Here is a 14,854-nt window from a genome sequence, read left to right on the forward strand (position 1 = left end):
GGGGGCGCGGGGGGGGCCGGGGCGGGGGACGGCCCGTATGCGCCCGGGGGGGCCCCCCTGGGGGTGCCCCCGGGCGTGGCGGGGGGGGGGGGGCGGGGGGGGGGGGGGGCCCCCCGGGGGGGGGGGGGGCCCCACGGTTTTCAGTGGTGCGGCCCGGGGGCGTCGACCTCGTAGCCCGGGCAGTACTCGACGCCCGGTTCGGGGGCGACGAGGTCTCCGGTGTCGGCGTCGGTGCAATAGGCGTTGAAGACGGCCGCCGCCGAGAGTGCTGTGAGGCGGCCGCGGTCCAGGCGCCAGCCGTGGACCCGGTCGCGATGGCCCTCGGTGGTGCAGCGCACGACCAGTCCGCCGGGGCCGCCGAGGGCGAGGCCCGCGGCGAGCACCGTCACGAAGTCGAGGCTCTCGCGGCCCTCGATGCGCGGCGGGGTGTCCGGGTCGCCGGTGGTGTCGGCGTGGAGGACCGCGACGAGCTGCTCGTCCTCGGTCGGGACGCTGCAGACGAAGTGGTGGTGGCCGGGGCCGGCGCCGGCCACCAGGCGTTTGAGAGCGTCGGCTGCGCGGTCGAAGGAGGCGTGGCCGATGTCCTCGCCGCAGTCCGCGCAGCGGCCCACTCCGGCGAGGACGGCGGTGGCGTACTCCCAGGTGGCGTGGCGGACGGCCTCGTCGACGAGGAGCGGCACCAGTTCGTCGATGGGCTGGCCGGTGTAGGGCAGGACGGTCCCGCTGCCGGCGAGCTCCGCCGTGAAGCGCGTACGGGTCTCGGACGTGTCCGGGTCCAGTCCGTGTTCCCCGCAGTACTCGGCGTACTCGTCGGGGTCGAAGAGCGCGACGGTGGTGTGGATGCCCCGGGCCGCGAAGGACCGCAGCAGGCCGTCGACGTGGTGGAGGTAGTCGGCGTAGTCGGCCTGGCGGTCGAAGCCGAAGCTGCGGTATCCGCACATGGCCGCGAAGTCCCCGGCGTCGGCCAGGAGGCCGACGGTGCCGGGGACCTCACGGCGCAGCGCGCGGCGCCGGTGGGTGCTACGGGGCCGGTGGGTACCGGTGTCGTTCTTGCGTGGCATGGCTGGCTCCCCCTGAGTACGAACACTTGCTCACTCAGCGTAACCATGACCACTGACAGTGACCTCAGTCGCGGGTGCGGGTGCGGGCCAGGTCCTCGTAGAAGCCGAGGAGGTCGATGTTGTCGACGGAGCCGGGATTGACCGCCTTGGCCAGCGGCGTGCCCTGGAGGAGCCGCTTGACCGGGACCTCGATGCGCTTGCCGGTGAGGGTGTGCGGGATGGCCGGAACCTCGATGATCTCGTCGGGGACGTGGCGCGGGGAGAGTTCCTCGCGAATCGTCGCCTTGATCCGGGAGCGCAGGTCGTCGTCCAGGGCTGCGCCGGGGGCGAGGTGGACGAAGAGCGGCATCCAGTAGCCGCCGTTCGGTTCCTCCAGGCCGATGACCAGGGACTCCTTGATCTCGGGGAGCCGCTCGACGGCCTCGTAGATGTCGGCGGAGCCCATCCGGACGCCCTGGCGGTTGAGCGTGGAGTCAGAGCGGCCGTGGATGATCACCGATCCGTGGTCGGTGATCGTGATCCAGTCCCCGTGGCGCCAGACGCCGGGGAACATCTCGAAGTAGCTGTCGCGGTAGCGGCTGCCGTCGGGGTCGTTCCAGAAGTGGATCGGCATGGACGGCATGGGGTTGGTGACGACGAGTTCGCCGACCTCGCCGACGAGCGGCTTGCCCGAGGGGTCCCAGGACTGGAGGTCCGTGCCGAGGCAGGCCGCCTGGAGCTCGCCGATGTGCACGGGGAGGGTGGGGACGGCGCCCGCGAAGCAGCTGCAGACGTCGGTACCGCCGCTTACGGAGGCGATCCAGAGGTCCTCGGCGACCTCGTCGTGGAGCCAGCGGAAGCCGTCGGGCGGCAGCGGGGAACCGGTGGTGGCCACGCACTTCACGGCGGAGAGGTCGAAGTCGCGGGACGGGTGGACCTCGGCCTTGCGGCAGGCCATGACGTACGCCGCGGAGGTGCCGTAGAGGGTGGCGCGGGTGCGTTCGGCGATGCGCCACTGGGCGCCCGTGTCCGGGTAGCCGGGGCTGCCGTCGTAGAGGACGACGGTGGTGCCGGTGAGGAGTCCGGAGACGAGGAAGTTCCACATCATCCAGCCGGTGGAGGTGTACCAGAAGAACCGGTCCTCGGGGCCGAGGTCGCAGTGCAGGCCGAGCTGCTTGAGGTGTTCGAGGAGGATGCCGCCCTGGGACTGGACGATGGCCTTGGGCAGGCCGGTCGTGCCGGAGGAGTAGAGCACCCACAGGGGGTGGTCGAAGGGGACCGCCTCGAAGACGGGCTCGGTGGCCGCCGCGGTGAGGGCGGACCAGTCGAGGGCGCCCTCCGGGGCGGGCGTACCGAGGAGCGGGATGTGGACGACGGCACGCAGGGAGGGGAGCTCCGCGCGGAGCTCGGCGACCGCCTCGCGGCGGTCGTGCTCCTTGCCGCCGTAGCGGTAGCCGTCCACGGTGAACAGGACGACGGGCTCGACCTGCTGGAAGCGGTCGAGGACGCTGCGGGCGCCGAAGTCGGGGGCGCAGGAGGTCCACACGCCGCCGACCGCGGCGGTGGCGAGGAGGGCGACGGCCGCCTCGGGGATGTTGGGGAGGTAGCCGCTGACGCGGTCGCCGGGGCGCACGCCGAGGGCTCGCAGCTCGGCGGCGAGGGAGCCGACCTGTCGGCGGAGTTCGGCCCAGGTGACGGGGACGGGCTCGTGGGTCTCGTCGACGTACAGCAGGGCGGGGTCGTCGGCGCGGGCCGGGTCCTCGGCGGCCCGCAGCGCGTGCTCGGCGTAGTTGAGGGTGGCTCCGGTGAACCACTGGGCGCCGGGCATGGACCGGTCGGCGAGGACGGACGCGTACGGGGTGGTGAAGCGGACGTCGAACCATTCCGCGACGGCCTGCCAGAAGGTGTCGAGCTCGTCGACGGACCAGCGGTGCAGGGCGGGGTAGCCGCCTTCCGCCGGGGCTCCGAAGCGCGGTGCGGCCCAGGCCTGGAAGGCGGTGATCCGGGCCGCGGAGATCCGGTCGGGGCCCGGCGCCCAGAGCGGTTCCGGCTGGGTGGCTGAGGTCATGGGTCGGCTCCCGGTCAAGTCTGCGGCTCGCGCTTCGTGTGCGTGTGCGTACGGTGCCGTCGCGCGGGGGGTGCGCGCGGCGGCTCACAGGGACGATGCCATGTGATCGACGGCTGCACCAGGGCGGCCTTGGCCGGTCGGGTGACCGGCCGGGGACGACGCCGCCGGTGGCCGCCGGGCCGCGCCGGTGGGTGAACGGCAGTTGAACGCCCTCCCCTCGGCCGGGGGCCGGTGGCAGGGTGATCGGCATGGACGGTCACGATCTGGTGCGTGCGGTGAAGGACATCGGTACGGAGCGCGGTCGGCGCGCCTGGCTCTCGGCGTGGCGCCGGCGGCGTGCGGACGCGGTGGGGCTCCCGCGCCGGGGCGCGGAGCGGGCCCGGGTGCCGGGTCTGCTGATCGGCACGGAGCCGCTGCCGGGCGGTGGGGTGCTGCGGTTCGCGCGCTCGGAACTGGTGGTGCGGGTGATGGCGGGCGGGGTGGTGTTCTGGGCATGGGACGGGGCCGGGGCGGGCCCCTCGTACGCGGTGGTGGGGAGCGGGCCCGAGCCGGACCCGCGGGCCGCGCTGGAACCGGACACCGGTGGCGGCTGGCGGGTGGTGTCGGAGCGGGTGACGGTGGCGGTGTCCCGGCACGGGGCGGTCGAGGTGCGCACACCGGGCGGGACGGTGCTGCGCCGGGAGTCGCCGCCGCGGTGGTGGGAGCCCGTTCCCCTCGCCGGGGAGCCCGCGGACGAGGCCGGCTCCGCCGGGGGCTCGGCGCCGGCAGGCGGGGACGGGGCTCCCGCCGGGGACCGTCCCGGGCTCGCCGGAGACCGTCCCCTGCGGGCGGGCTCCGGTGCCCGCCTGGCGGGCGACGGCGGAAGGCGGTGGGTGGTGCGGAGTGAGGTGCCCGCGGACGCGCGCTTCTTCGGGCTCGGCGGGCGGGCCGCGGGGCCGAGGCTGCGCGACGGGGTGTACCGGCTGTGGAACGCGGATCCGAAGGGGGGCTTCGGGCCCGGCGTCGATCCGCTCTACCTCACCATGCCGGTGCAGATGGTCGTGGCGGACGCGGGGACGCACCTGGTGTTCCACGACAACAGCTGGGACGGCCGGGTGGTGCTCCGCGAGGGTGAGGAGGGCGTGGGGTCGGGGCCGGACCGTCCGGGGGTGAGCGAACTGCGCATGGAGGGCGGGCCGCTGCGCTGCTGGGTGCTGGTGGGGACGCCGGCCCGGGTGCTCCAGGGCTGGTCGGGGCTGACCGGCTCGGCCGCGGTGCCGCCGGAGTGGGCGCTGGGGTACCAGCACGCACGGTGGGGGTTCGGGAGCGCGGCCGAGGTACGGCGGGTGGTCGCCGGGTACGCGTCGCGCGGGTTCGCGCTGTCGGCCGTACACCTGGACATCGACCACTACGACGGTCACCGGGTGTTCACGGTGGACGCGGAGCGGTTCCCGGACCTGCAGGGGCTGGCACGGGAGTTGCGGGGGCAGGGGGTGCGGCTGGTCTCGATCGTGGATCCGGCGGTCAAGGCGGGTGACGCGGTGCACGCGGCCGGGCTGACGGTGGGGCCGGGGGGCGCGTTCGTACGGGACGCTCGCGGCCGGGAGGTGCGCGGGGAGGTCTGGCCGGGAGAGTGCGCCTATCCAGACTTCACGGATCCGGCGGTGCGGGAGTGGTGGGGCGGGCTGTACGAGGAGCGGCTCGCGCAGGGCTTCTCCGGCTTCTGGCACGACATGAACGAGCCGGTGTCCTTCGCGGCGTTCGGGGACTCCACGCTGCCGCGGTCGGCGCGGCACGCGATGGACGGTGCGGGCGGCGACCATCGCGAGGGGCACAACGTGTACGCGCTGGGGATGGCGCGGGCGGGGTGGGAGGGCCTGGTCCGACTGCGGCCCGAGGAGCGGCCGTTCCTGTTCTCCAGGTCGGGCTGGGCGGGGATGCAGCGGTACGGGGGCACCTGGTCGGGCGATGTGGAGACCAGCTGGGAGGGGCTGCGCGCCTCGCTGGCGCTGGTGCTGGGGCTCGGCCTGTGCGGGGTGCCGTACTCGGGGCCGGACGTGGGCGGGTTCGGCGGCTCGCCGACACCGGAGTTGTACGTGCGGTGGCTGCAACTCGGGTCCTACCTGCCGTTGTTCCGCACGCATTCGGCGATCTGGGCCGGGCGGCGGGAGCCGTGGGAGTTCGGGGCTGAGGTGGAGGACCAGGCGCGCGTGGTGATGGCGGAACGGGAGCGGCTGCGGCCGTACTTCGTGACGCTGGCGCACATGGCGCGGCGGACGGGCGCTCCGTACGTGCGGCCGGTGTGGTGGGGGGCGCCGGAGGACCGGCGGCTGCGGGACTGCGAGGACTCCTTCCTGCTGGGTGACGCGCTGCTGGTCGCGCCGGTGCTGGAGTGCGGGGCGGACCGGCGGGCGGTACGGCTGCCGCGCGGCCGGTGGTACGACACCGCGACCGGGGCCGCGTACGAGGGGCCGGGCCAGATCCTGCTGGACGCCCCGCAGGGCCGGATCCCGGTGCTGGCGCGGGCGGGTGCGGTGCTGCCGGTGCGGTCCGGGGCGGCCTCGGCGTCGGGGGACGGGGTGGGGCTGGAGGTCTGGGCGCCGGCGCCGGGCCGTAGGGGCGGCGGGGTGGTGGTCCGGGACCCGGGGCCGGGCTTCGGGGCGGGCGTGGTCGAGCGGTACACCTCGCGGTGGGCCGGGGAGGCGGTGGTGGTGGAGGACGAGGCGGGTGCGGCGGTGGAGGGGGTGGTGGTGCGGGGGCTCTAGGGTCTGTATCGAGTTGCCCCGTGGAGCAAGGAGCGGCGTTCGGTGCGTGCCCTCGGCGTGCGGGACGCATGTCCTCGTAGCGGAGCTACCAGGGCATGTGGCTCGTGCGCCGAGGGTGCGTGCCGGGCGTCGCGACGCCGCGGGGCAACTCGATACAGACCCTAGGGGGTGTCCGGCGGATCAGGGTCGGACGACCCGGGCCCGGCCGTGATCCGCCGGACACTCCCTAGGGTTGTGGGGGGTGCTTCGACAAGGGGGCTCCGCCCCGGGCCCCCTGGCCCCGCGCCTCACAGGCCGGCCGGGCTGGAAGTGGCCCGCACCTCGATCGGCGGCGGGGCCGAGTTCGGGTGGAGCCGTCAGGCGTAGCGGCCCGCGAACCAGGAGGACGCCGCCTGGGTGTGGAGGGGGAAGGCCAGTTCCGTGGGGGCGCGCAGGACGTGCCAGCCCGTGGTCTCGTCCGTCGGCTTCGAGGCAGGGAGGGTGTGCGCGGGGCGGGGCGGGAGGAGGCCGAAGAGGAGGAGGTGGCCGGCCGGGGAGCTGAGGGCGTCGGCCAGGGTGACGTCCGCGGCGGGGGCCGTGATGCCGGTCTCCTCACGCAGCTCGCGGACGACCGCCTCGCGCCAGTCCTCGCCGAAGTCGATGAAGCCGCCGGGGAGGGCGACGCCGCCGAAGGCCGGTTCGATCGTCCTGGTGATGACCACGAGGCCGGTGCCGTCGGCGTCCTCGACGGGGAGGAGGGTGACGGCGACGGGGAGGGGGTTGCGGTAGGCCGTCGCACCGCACGACGGGCACCTGCGGGGCCAGGTGGTCGTACCGTACGGCGCTCCGCAGGTGGAGCAGTGCGAGTCCCTCAGATGTGCCGGCATGCCGTGATGGTATGCCAAGGGGTATGCGGATGACGGCTGTTGTGGGGCTGGTCGGGGTGCTGGCGGGCGGGGCGGGCGCGCCGCCCGGGTTCACGGCGCTGCGGGAGGTGGATCCGGGCATCGGGCAGGACATGCGGTACGCCGGCGAGCGGAATTTCACCGGGGGCGTGGTCGACGGCTACGAGGAGCCGGAGTGCCTGCTGGCGCGGCCGGCCGCGGAGGCGCTGCGGCGGGCGCAGCGGGTGCTGCTGCGGCGGGGATACTCGCTGCGGGTGTACGACTGCTACCGGCCGCAGCGGGCGGTCGACCGGTTCGTGCGGTGGGCCCGGGAGGAGGACGGTCCGGACGACCTGGCGCGGAAGGCGGAGTTCTATCCGCGGGTGGAGCGGGGCCGGCTGATTCCCGACGGGTACATCGCGGAGAGGTCCGGACACAGCCGTGGGAGCACGGTCGACGTGACGCTCGTGGAACTCTCGGGCCGGGAGGTCGACATGGGGACCGCCTTCGACTTCTTCGATCCGCTGTCGCACACGGACGATCCGCGGGTGACGGGTGCGGCCCGCGCCAACCGGCGGCTGCTGAAGCGGGTGCTGGGCGGGCAGGGGTTCGTGAACCTTCCTGAGGAGTGGTGGCATTTCACCTACAGGCCCGAGGCCTACCCGGATACGTATTTCGACTTCCCCGTCGCTGTCGCCGAGGTCCGGCCGTGAGTACCTTGCCCGCATGACTTTCAGCTCGTACGAGGAATTCTGGCCGTACTACGTCGCGATGCACTCGCGCGCCGCCACGCGCTGGGTGCATCTCACCGGCACGCTCACCGGTCTGGCGCTGACCGCCTACGGAATGGCGCGCGGCCGCAGGCGCTGGCTCGCCGCCCTTCCCCTCGTCGGGTACGGGACCGCCTGGCCGGCGCACTTCCTGATCGAGGGGAACAACCCGGCCACCTTCGGGCATCCGGCGTGGTCGCTGCGCGGGGACGCGCGGATGATCCGGATGATGCTGGCCGGGCGGGACGCGGAGCTGGACGAGATCGCCCGGAAGTGGCTCGCCGAGAACCGGTGACCCGGCCGGCCGGCCGTGGCAGACTCCTCACTCCTGACGATGCGTCAGCTCTATGGCATGGGAGGGGTCTTGGCACTTACACGTACACCCGTCGTGAGCGGGTGGTTCACCGAGAACGCGCCGGACGGGGGCGGCTTCCGGCTGCTCGGCACCCGGTGCTCCGCCTGTACCGCGGTGTTCTTCCCCCGCGAGGACGCCTGGTGCCGCAACCCGCGGTGTCCCGGCGGCGGGGAGCTGGCCGAGGTTCCGCTCTCCCCGCGGGGCCGGGTCTGGTCCTACACCGACGGGCGCTACCGGCCGCCCGCCCCGTACGTGTCCGACCCGGCCGCGCCCTGGGAGCCGTACACCCTGGTCGCGGTCGAGCTGGAGGCGGAGGGGATGGTCGTACTGGGGCAGGCCGCGCCCGGGGTCGGGGTCGCCGACCTGGCGGTGGGCATGGAGGTCGAGGTGGTCGGCGGCGTGCTGGACGAGGATGCCGGGACCGTCTGGACCACCTGGCTGTTCAAGCCGGTGGGAGGGGCCGCGTGAGCGCCGAGGTGGCCGTCCTGGGGGCCGGCATGCACCCGTGGGGCAAATGGGGCCGCAGCTTCGTCGAATACGGGCGGAGCGCGGCGCGGGCGGCCCTCGCGGACGCGGGCCTGGACTGGACGGACGTGGGGTCGGTCGTCGGCGCCGACACCGTGCGTTGCGGGTATCCGGGGTATGTGGCCGGAGCCACCTTCGCCCGGGCCCTCGGCTGGCAGGGCGCCCGGGTGACCAGCGTGTACGCGGCCTGCGCGTCCGGCGCCCAGGCGATCGGGGCGGCCCGCGCGCAGATCCTGGCAGGCCTGGCCGACGTGGTGCTCGTGGTCGGCGCGGACGCCGCGCCCAAGGGGTTCTTCGCGCCGGCGGGAGGCGACCGGCCGGACGATCCGGACTGGCTGCGCTTCCGTGTGCTGGGCGCGACCAACCCGGCGTACTTCGCGCTCTACGCCCGCCGCCGGATGGCCGTCCACGGGGACACCCTGGAGGACTTCGCGCAGGTCAAGGTGAAGAACGCGGCGGCCGGACGGCTCAATCCGCACGCCCGCTACCGCAAGGCCGTCACCGCCGACGAGGTAGCCGCCTCGGCGGTGGTCGCCGATCCGCTCCGGCTGCTCGACATCTGCGCGACCTCCGACGGGGGCGCGGCGCTGGTGCTCTCCAGCCTGGACTTCGCGCGCTCGCGCGGGGTGGCCGATCCGGTGCGGATCCGGGCCGTGTCCACGGTGACGCCCACCTATCCGCGGAGGGTGCTGGACCTGCCGGACATCGCCACCGACTCGACGACGGCCGTGGAGCCGGCGGCCGGATCCTTCCGCTCCTCGATCGCGCGCGCGGCGTACGAGGAGGCCGGTCTCGGGCCGGAGGACCTCTCGCTCGCCGAGGTGTACGACCTGTCCACCGCCCTGGAGCTGGAGTGGTACGAGGACATCGGGCTGTGCGCCGAGGGTGAGGGGGCGAAGCTGCTGCGGGAGGGGGCGACGGCCCTGGGCGGGCGGGTCCCCGTCAACACCAGTGGCGGGCTGGCCTCCTTCGGGGAGGCGGTGCCGGCCCAGGCCATCGCCCAGGTGTGCGAGCTGACGTGGCAGTTGCGCGGTACGGCCGGGGAACGGCAGGTGCCCGGTGCACGGGCGGGGATCACCGCCAACCAGGGGCTGTTCGGGCACGGGTCGGCCGTCGTCGCCGTGCGCTGAAAGGCTCGCGTCGTCCTGCCGCTTGACGGCCCCCGGCGGCGGGTTCACACTCGCTCCACAGTCCCGCACCGCCTCCGGGCCGACGAGACCCCCCGTGAGAGCTGCGGCCCGTACCCCAGTCGGCGGGGGTACGGGCCGCGCCCGTGTCGTCGCGCGGACCCGCCCCTTCAGGCTCCCGCGGACAGGCTCCGGCGCCGCTCGCGGGCCAGGGACATCGCGTGTTCCACGACCCCCACCAGCACGTCCTTCACGGACTCCCGGTCCCGTGCGTCGCACAGCAGCACCGGAACCCCGGGGTCGAGGTCGAGTGCCGTCCGTACGGTCACCACGGGGTGGCGGTCCGCGCCGTCGAAGCAGTTCACCGCGACGACGAACGGGATCGCGCGCCGCTCGAAGTAGTCGATGGCCGCGAAGCAGTCGGCCAGCCGGCGGGTGTCGGCCAGGACCACGGCGCCGAGCGAGCCCTGGGCCAGCTCGTCCCACAGGAACCAGAAGCGGTCCTGTCCGGGCGTGCCGAACAGGTACAGCACCAGGTCCTCGCGGAGCGTGATGCGGCCGAAGTCCATGGCCACGGTCGTGGTGCTCTTGCCCTCCACTCCCCCGGTGTCGTCGACGCCGACGCCGGGCTCGGAGAGCCGTTCCTCGGTCCGGAGCGGTCTGATCTCGCTGACCGCGCTGACCAGGGTGGTCTTGCCCACCCCGAAGCCGCCCGCGACCAGGATCTTCAAGGTCAGCGGCTCGACCGGCGACACCGCGTGCATGGCACCGGTGCGGCTAAAGCGCCCGAAGGCCATCGATCACCTCACGCAGAATGGATTCATCGGGCAGTTCTGCCGGGGGTACCGGCCTGGTCACGTGGACCAGTTCCTCATCGACCAGGTCGCCGATGAGGACGCGGACGACCCCGACCGCGAGGTCGAGGTCGGCCGCGAGTTCGGCGACCGACTGGGGTCTTTCCCGGCACAGCCCGAGGATGTGGGCGTGTTCCGGGGAGAGGGTCATGTCCCAGACCGGATCGTCGGCCGCCGGTTCGGCGACGACGAGGGCGATCAGGTCGAGGCGGTGCTGGCCGGCGTGGCTGGTCCGGCCGCGGGTCATGGCGTAGGGGCGTACGACGGGACCCGCGTCGTCGTCGAACCAGTGTGCGTGGTCTGGGGCGGACGGGTCGAAGGGCATGCCGGCGGGAGTGTCGGCGAGATGGTCCTGGCCTGGGTCGCTCATGCCTTCCGACTCACCCTCCGGCTGGCAGCCCGGTGCGTGGGGCGGTCGCCAGGTGGTCCCCCACCCGCTTCACCATCAGCGTCATCTCGTACGCGACCTGGCCCACGTCGGAGTCGGCGTCGGCCAGGACGGCCAGGCAGCTGCCGTCGCCCGCGGCCATGACGAAGAGGAACGCCTCGTCCAGCTCGACCACGGTCTGGCGGACCCGGCCGGAGTCGAAGTGCCGACCGACGCCCTTGGCCAGGCTGTGGAACCCGGACGCGACCGCCGCCAGGTGCTCACTGTCCTCGCGGGTCAAGTCCTTGGAGCTGCCCGTGGGCAGGCCGTCGCCGGAGAGGACCACCGCTTTGCGGATGGACCCGACCCGGTCGACGAGCTCGTCGAGGAGCCAGTTGAGCGGGGCGGAGCCGCGGCCCCTGGTGTCGTTGCCGGTCTGCGGTGCGGTCATCGACCGTCCCCTTCGTTCTCGTTCGCGGGACCGCCGGCGGGGAATGTGCCCGTCTCGGTCTCGGACTGCTGCTGTGCGTGCCGGTTGCGGCCCGCCGTCCAGCCACGCTGGAGGGCGGACATGCGCGTGCGTACGTCGTCCGCGTCGCGGTCTGCCACCTGGTCGGGGGCGGCTTCGGCGGGCGCGGAGGACGCGGACTTCTTGAGCTGCGGGGCCAGGCTGGCCTGGCGGATGCGGCGGGGCAGACCGCCGGTGTCGGGGCCGACGGCGGGTACCGCGTCGTCGGATCCGGCCGCGGGGGCGTGCTGCGGGACCACGGACACCGGTCGGGAATCCACCCGGCGGCCGTGTTCGGCGACCAGGGTCGGGGTGGGACGGCGGCGCGGCAGCGGCACGGCTCCCGGGGAGCGGAGGCCGTCGGTACGGGGGGCCTCCAGGCGCTGGGTGTCCAGCCGGACCGGTCCGGTGGGGGCGAGCGGCTGGCGTTCCCCGTCGCGGTCGCCATTGCGGGGAGCGCCGTTGCGGGCGGAACCGTTGCGGGAGGAGCCGTTGCGCTCGGCGTGCCGGTCGGTGTGCGGCCGGTCCGCCGGGCGCAGGCCGAGCAGGGCGCTGCGCGGGGTGCCGTTCGGCGGGGTCTCGTCGTCGAGGGTCGCCATGGCCGGGCGGCCGGCGCCGGACCGGCCCGCGACGGCGGCCGGGTCCTCGTCGAGGACGGCGGTGTCTTCGAGGGGGTCCAGGCCGCGGCCGCCGAGCGGGGCCTCCAGCTCGACCGGGCCGCGCAGTTCGGCGGTGGGCAGCGGGCGGCCGGAGGACACGCGCTCCACGGCGGAGGCGACGGGCCGCTCGGAGTGCGTCCTGCCGATCTGGCCGGCCTTCGCGGCCCTGCCGGACTTGGCCGCCCGGGGGCCGTCCAGCCGTACGCCGCTGCCGCTGGTCTCGGGGGCGTCGGTCAGCAGGGCCGACGGGAGGAAGAGCACCGCGGTGGTGCCTCCGTACGGGCTGGGCTGGAGGACGACCTTGACGCTGTGGCGCTGCGCGAGGCGGCTGACGACGAACAGGCCCAGCCGGTCGGTGTCGGAGAGTTCGAACTCGGGGGTCTCGGCGAGCCGGAGGTTCGCGTCGAGCAGCGCCTCCGGGGTCATGCCGAGGCCCCGGTCGTGGATCTCCAGGGTGAAGCCGTTGGCCACGCGCTCGCCGTGCACCTGGACGGCGGTGTGCGGCGGGGAGAACACGGTTGCGTTCTCCAGGAGTTCGGCGATGAGGTGGGTGACGTCGGCGACGGCCGGGCCGACGATGCCCAGGCGGGTGAGGCGGCGCACCTCTATGCGCTCGTAGTCCTCGACCTCCGCGACGGCGGCCCGTACGACGTCCATGAGCTGGACGGGTTTGCGCCACTGGCGGGAGGGGGCGGCTCCGGAGAGGATCACCAGGCCCTCCGCGTGGCGGCGCATGCGGGTGGTCATGTGGTCGAGGCGGAAGAGGTCGGCGAGCTCCTCGGTGTCCTCGGTGCGGCGCTCCATGGTGTCGAGGAGGGTCAGCTGGCGGTGCAGCAGCACCTGGTTGCGGCGGGCCAGGTTGACGAAGACCTCCGAGACGCCGCGGCGCAGGTCGGCCTGCTTGACGGCGGCCTCGACGGCGGCGCGCTGGAGGGTGTTGAGGGCCTGGCCGACCTGGCCGACCTCGTCCTTCTCGTATTCGAGGTGGGGCGCCTCGGTCTCGACGTCGACGTGTTCGCCTGCGGCGAGGCGCCGCATGACGCTCGGGAGCCGGACGCCGGAGGCCTCGTGGGCCTCCTTGCGCAGCCGGGAGAGGTCGCGGACCAGGTCGCGGCCGATGCGCACGGAGAGGACGAGGGACACGACGAGGGCGAGGAATCCGAGGATGCCGGCGGCGGCGGCCTGGATCATGACGTCCGTGGCGACGGGCTCGATGCGCTGCTGGTAGCGGTCGCCGGCTTCGGTGTTCATGGCCGCGAGGTCGTCGAGGACCTTGCTGGAGGCCTCGTCCCACTGGGCGGCGGTGAGGTTGCGCGGCTTGTTGACCGCGCCGCCGGAGATGAAGCGTTCCTCGGCGTCGCGCAGCGGCTGGGTCTGGGGGTCCTTCCAGAACTGCTCGAAGCGCTCGCGGTCGCCGGCGGGGAGGGTGACGAGGTTGAAGTCGTAGAGCAGCGTGCGGTTGGCGGCGAAGTCGGACACGCGGCGGACGTCGCCGGCGGTGATGTTGCGCGCGGCGAGGGCGGAGGCGATCACGGCGTCCTCGCGGGAGAGCAGCTCGCGGGCGCGGCTGATGCCGACGAGCGCGCGGCCTTCCTTGTCGACCTCGACGTTGTCGAGGCCGTGGAGGTTCATGAGGAAGTCGTAGCAGGGGTCGACGAGCCGGTTGTAGAGCTCCAGGGCCTGGCCGGGGTCGAGGGCGTTCTGGTCGACGGAGCGGCGCATGGAGCCGATGCCGTGGAAGGCGGAGACGATCGAGCGCAGGCGCTCGGCGCTCTGCGGGCTGAGCTCGTCGACGACCTTGGGGTCGCGGGCGCTCACGCTGATCTTCTCGACGGCCTGGTCGGTCTCGGCGCGGCGCTTGGCGAGTTCGGCGGTGGCGGTGGCGGCCCGGGGGTCTCCGATGACGACGAGGGTCTGGCGCCGCTCCTTCTGGATGACGCGGGCGACGTCCTCGACGGGGTAGCCGACCTTGTCGATGACGTAGGCCACGTCGAAGAGTTGGAGGGCCTCACGGCCGGTGATGACCGTGGCGAAGCCCCAGAGGGCGGTCAGGGAGACGAGCGGCACAAGGAGCAACGCCACGATCTTCCGGCGGATGGACTTCCCGCGAAAGCGCATGGCCTCCCCAGCCTCCCCCAGGTCAACCCCGTTGCCGGGGGTCGGTGTTCCGTCATTTAAACGGCGTGAGCCTACTACTGCTGGGGAGTAGGTTCGAAGACGTGTCCGGACGTTTTCGGCCTGACCCCCCGAGGAAGATCACCAGTTGTCGGACACTTCCGGTCAAGTGCAGCCCGATATGTGGCAGATGACACTTGGTGAGGTGTCAGTTCGCGCTGCCTGATGGATGGCTGGAATTATTCGTTCCGCGATCTTCCAAACCTGTGAAGGCATCCCGGTGTTGGGGAATCTCCCGGCGCTGCCGGACGTCTGTCTGTATGAGGGACATGTCGGGGTAGACGTGTCGGGGTAGGCGTGGCGGACCGCGTGGGGAGTGAGCGGACCATGAGCATGGACGAGGGCGGCGGCGCCGGTGGGGCGCGGCGCGGCCTGTGGGTGGAGGAGCCGGCGCGCCGGCGCCGGATGCCGGACCCAGTGCGGGATTCGGCGGTGCGGTCGGTGCTGGTGGTGGCCGTCACGCTGACCCAGGCGACGATCGCGTTCTTCCTGAGCCTGACCGGCTCCTGGCTGGCCTTCCCGATGGTGCTGGGCGCCGTCGCCGCGACCGTCGTGGCCACCTGGGCCGTGCTGGACGTGTGGATCACCCGGCAGACGTGGAACCAGCGCTACGGGGTCGTCTCGGAGCCGAGCAGCACGGCGCGGCTGCGCCGCCGCGAGGCCCGCCGGGCGGCCAAGGCCGCGCGGGCGGCGCACAGGCTAGCCGGGCCCGCCCGAATAGCCCGCGAGGACGGGCCCCTCGCCGGCTTCGGCCGCCGCTGAGCGTCCTGCACGGCGGCAGGGCGGCAGGGCCCGGGCC

The 14,854-nt window shown here is 73.7% G+C and carries 13 protein-coding genes; 6 read left to right on the plus strand and 7 right to left on the minus strand.

Annotated elements, in window-relative coordinates; translation table 11 throughout:
* Positions 1 to 140: 140 nt before the first annotated feature.
* Together ACFWFZ_RS15005 and ACFWFZ_RS15010 are read right to left on the minus strand one after the other, a co-directional pair.
* Positions 141 to 1,061 carry a hypothetical protein gene (locus ACFWFZ_RS15005; RefSeq protein ID WP_387122035.1) on the minus strand — a complete coding sequence of 307 codons (921 nt, stop codon included), beginning with the start codon at positions 1,059 to 1,061 and terminating at the stop codon, positions 141 to 143.
* 64 nt (positions 1,062 to 1,125) lie between these two features.
* Positions 1,126 to 3,108 carry an acetoacetate--CoA ligase gene (locus ACFWFZ_RS15010; protein ID WP_387122038.1) on the minus strand — a complete coding sequence of 661 codons (1,983 nt, stop codon included), beginning with the start codon at positions 3,106 to 3,108 and terminating at the stop codon, positions 1,126 to 1,128.
* Positions 3,109 to 3,356: 248 nt separating this feature from the next.
* Here ACFWFZ_RS15010 and ACFWFZ_RS15015 point away from each other — a divergent pair, with 248 nt between their 5' ends.
* Positions 3,357 to 5,852, plus strand: a complete 2,496-nt coding sequence (locus tag ACFWFZ_RS15015) for a glycoside hydrolase family 31 protein (protein WP_387122041.1) — start codon at positions 3,357 to 3,359, stop codon at positions 5,850 to 5,852.
* A gap of 356 nt (positions 5,853 to 6,208) precedes the next feature.
* Here the strand turns inward: ACFWFZ_RS15015 and ACFWFZ_RS15020 are convergent, their stop codons facing one another.
* Entirely contained in the window at positions 6,209 to 6,718 is a 510-nt protein-coding gene (locus ACFWFZ_RS15020; RefSeq protein WP_387122044.1) for an NUDIX domain-containing protein, read from the minus strand.
* 29 nt (positions 6,719 to 6,747) lie between these two features.
* Between ACFWFZ_RS15020 and ACFWFZ_RS15025 the strand changes: the two genes are divergently transcribed.
* From ACFWFZ_RS15025 to ACFWFZ_RS15040, 4 genes are all read left to right on the plus strand, one after another.
* On the plus strand, positions 6,748 to 7,428 hold the full coding sequence (locus tag ACFWFZ_RS15025; RefSeq protein WP_387122046.1) for a M15 family metallopeptidase: 681 nt from the start codon (positions 6,748 to 6,750) through the stop codon (positions 7,426 to 7,428).
* Positions 7,429 to 7,441: 13 nt separating this feature from the next.
* Entirely contained in the window at positions 7,442 to 7,780 is a 339-nt protein-coding gene (locus ACFWFZ_RS15030; RefSeq protein ID WP_387122049.1) for an Mpo1-like protein, read from the plus strand.
* Between the two features lie 69 nt (positions 7,781 to 7,849).
* Positions 7,850 to 8,308 (plus strand): Zn-ribbon domain-containing OB-fold protein, encoded by a 459-nt coding sequence (locus ACFWFZ_RS15035; RefSeq protein WP_387122052.1) that lies wholly within the window; start codon positions 7,850 to 7,852, stop codon positions 8,306 to 8,308.
* Positions 8,305 to 9,495: a lipid-transfer protein gene (locus ACFWFZ_RS15040; RefSeq protein ID WP_387122055.1), complete on the plus strand. Its 1,191-nt coding sequence runs from the start codon at positions 8,305 to 8,307 to the stop codon at positions 9,493 to 9,495. The genes ACFWFZ_RS15035 and ACFWFZ_RS15040 overlap by 4 nt, the downstream gene beginning before the upstream one ends.
* Positions 9,496 to 9,662: 167 nt before the next feature.
* Here ACFWFZ_RS15040 and ACFWFZ_RS15045 read toward each other — a convergent pair whose 3' ends face one another.
* The 4 genes from ACFWFZ_RS15045 to ACFWFZ_RS15060 are packed head-to-tail and all read right to left on the minus strand — an operon-like array spanning position 9,663 to position 13,962.
* Positions 9,663 to 10,289: an ATP/GTP-binding protein gene (locus ACFWFZ_RS15045; RefSeq protein WP_030016310.1), complete on the minus strand. Its 627-nt coding sequence runs from the start codon at positions 10,287 to 10,289 to the stop codon at positions 9,663 to 9,665.
* The gene (locus tag ACFWFZ_RS15050; protein WP_030832442.1) at positions 10,270 to 10,671 is read right to left on the minus strand and encodes a DUF742 domain-containing protein; all 402 of its coding nucleotides are present in this window, start codon (positions 10,669 to 10,671) and stop codon (positions 10,270 to 10,272) included. Before ACFWFZ_RS15050 ends, ACFWFZ_RS15045 begins: the two co-directional genes overlap by 20 nt.
* A gap of 55 nt (positions 10,672 to 10,726) precedes the next feature.
* The gene (locus ACFWFZ_RS15055; RefSeq protein ID WP_387122059.1) at positions 10,727 to 11,164 is read right to left on the minus strand and encodes a roadblock/LC7 domain-containing protein; all 438 of its coding nucleotides are present in this window, start codon (positions 11,162 to 11,164) and stop codon (positions 10,727 to 10,729) included.
* Positions 11,161 to 13,962, minus strand: coding sequence for a nitrate- and nitrite sensing domain-containing protein (locus tag ACFWFZ_RS15060; protein ID WP_387122671.1), 2,802 nt, complete (start codon positions 13,960 to 13,962; stop codon positions 11,161 to 11,163). Before ACFWFZ_RS15060 ends, ACFWFZ_RS15055 begins: the two co-directional genes overlap by 4 nt.
* Positions 13,963 to 14,382: 420 nt before the next feature.
* Between ACFWFZ_RS15060 and ACFWFZ_RS15065 the strand changes: the two genes are divergently transcribed.
* Positions 14,383 to 14,817 (plus strand): hypothetical protein, encoded by a 435-nt coding sequence (locus ACFWFZ_RS15065; RefSeq protein ID WP_387122062.1) that lies wholly within the window; start codon positions 14,383 to 14,385, stop codon positions 14,815 to 14,817.
* The last annotated feature ends 37 nt before the right edge of the window (positions 14,818 to 14,854 follow it).

It is taken from the genome of Streptomyces sp. NPDC060232, assembly GCF_042726555.1.
Lineage (GTDB): Bacteria > Actinomycetota > Actinomycetes > Streptomycetales > Streptomycetaceae > Streptomyces.

Bases quoted from the DNA above. Each gene is read 5' to 3' on its own strand.
- ACFWFZ_RS15005 (WP_387122035.1), bottom strand. From the start codon at position 1,061: ATGCCACGCAAGAACGACACCGGTACCCACCGGCCCCGTAGCACCCAC.
- ACFWFZ_RS15010 (WP_387122038.1), bottom strand. From the start codon at position 3,108: ATGACCTCAGCCACCCAGCCGGAACCGCTCTGGGCGCCGGGCCCCGAC.
- ACFWFZ_RS15015 (WP_387122041.1), top strand. From the start codon at position 3,357: ATGGACGGTCACGATCTGGTGCGTGCGGTGAAGGACATCGGTACGGAG.
- ACFWFZ_RS15020 (WP_387122044.1), bottom strand. From the start codon at position 6,718: ATGCCGGCACATCTGAGGGACTCGCACTGCTCCACCTGCGGAGCGCCG.
- ACFWFZ_RS15025 (WP_387122046.1), top strand. From the start codon at position 6,748: ATGACGGCTGTTGTGGGGCTGGTCGGGGTGCTGGCGGGCGGGGCGGGC.
- ACFWFZ_RS15030 (WP_387122049.1), top strand. From the start codon at position 7,442: ATGACTTTCAGCTCGTACGAGGAATTCTGGCCGTACTACGTCGCGATG.
- ACFWFZ_RS15045 (WP_030016310.1), bottom strand. From the start codon at position 10,289: ATGGCCTTCGGGCGCTTTAGCCGCACCGGTGCCATGCACGCGGTGTCG.
- ACFWFZ_RS15050 (WP_030832442.1), bottom strand. From the start codon at position 10,671: ATGCCCTTCGACCCGTCCGCCCCAGACCACGCACACTGGTTCGACGAC.
- ACFWFZ_RS15055 (WP_387122059.1), bottom strand. From the start codon at position 11,164: ATGACCGCACCGCAGACCGGCAACGACACCAGGGGCCGCGGCTCCGCC.
- ACFWFZ_RS15065 (WP_387122062.1), top strand. From the start codon at position 14,383: ATGAGCATGGACGAGGGCGGCGGCGCCGGTGGGGCGCGGCGCGGCCTG.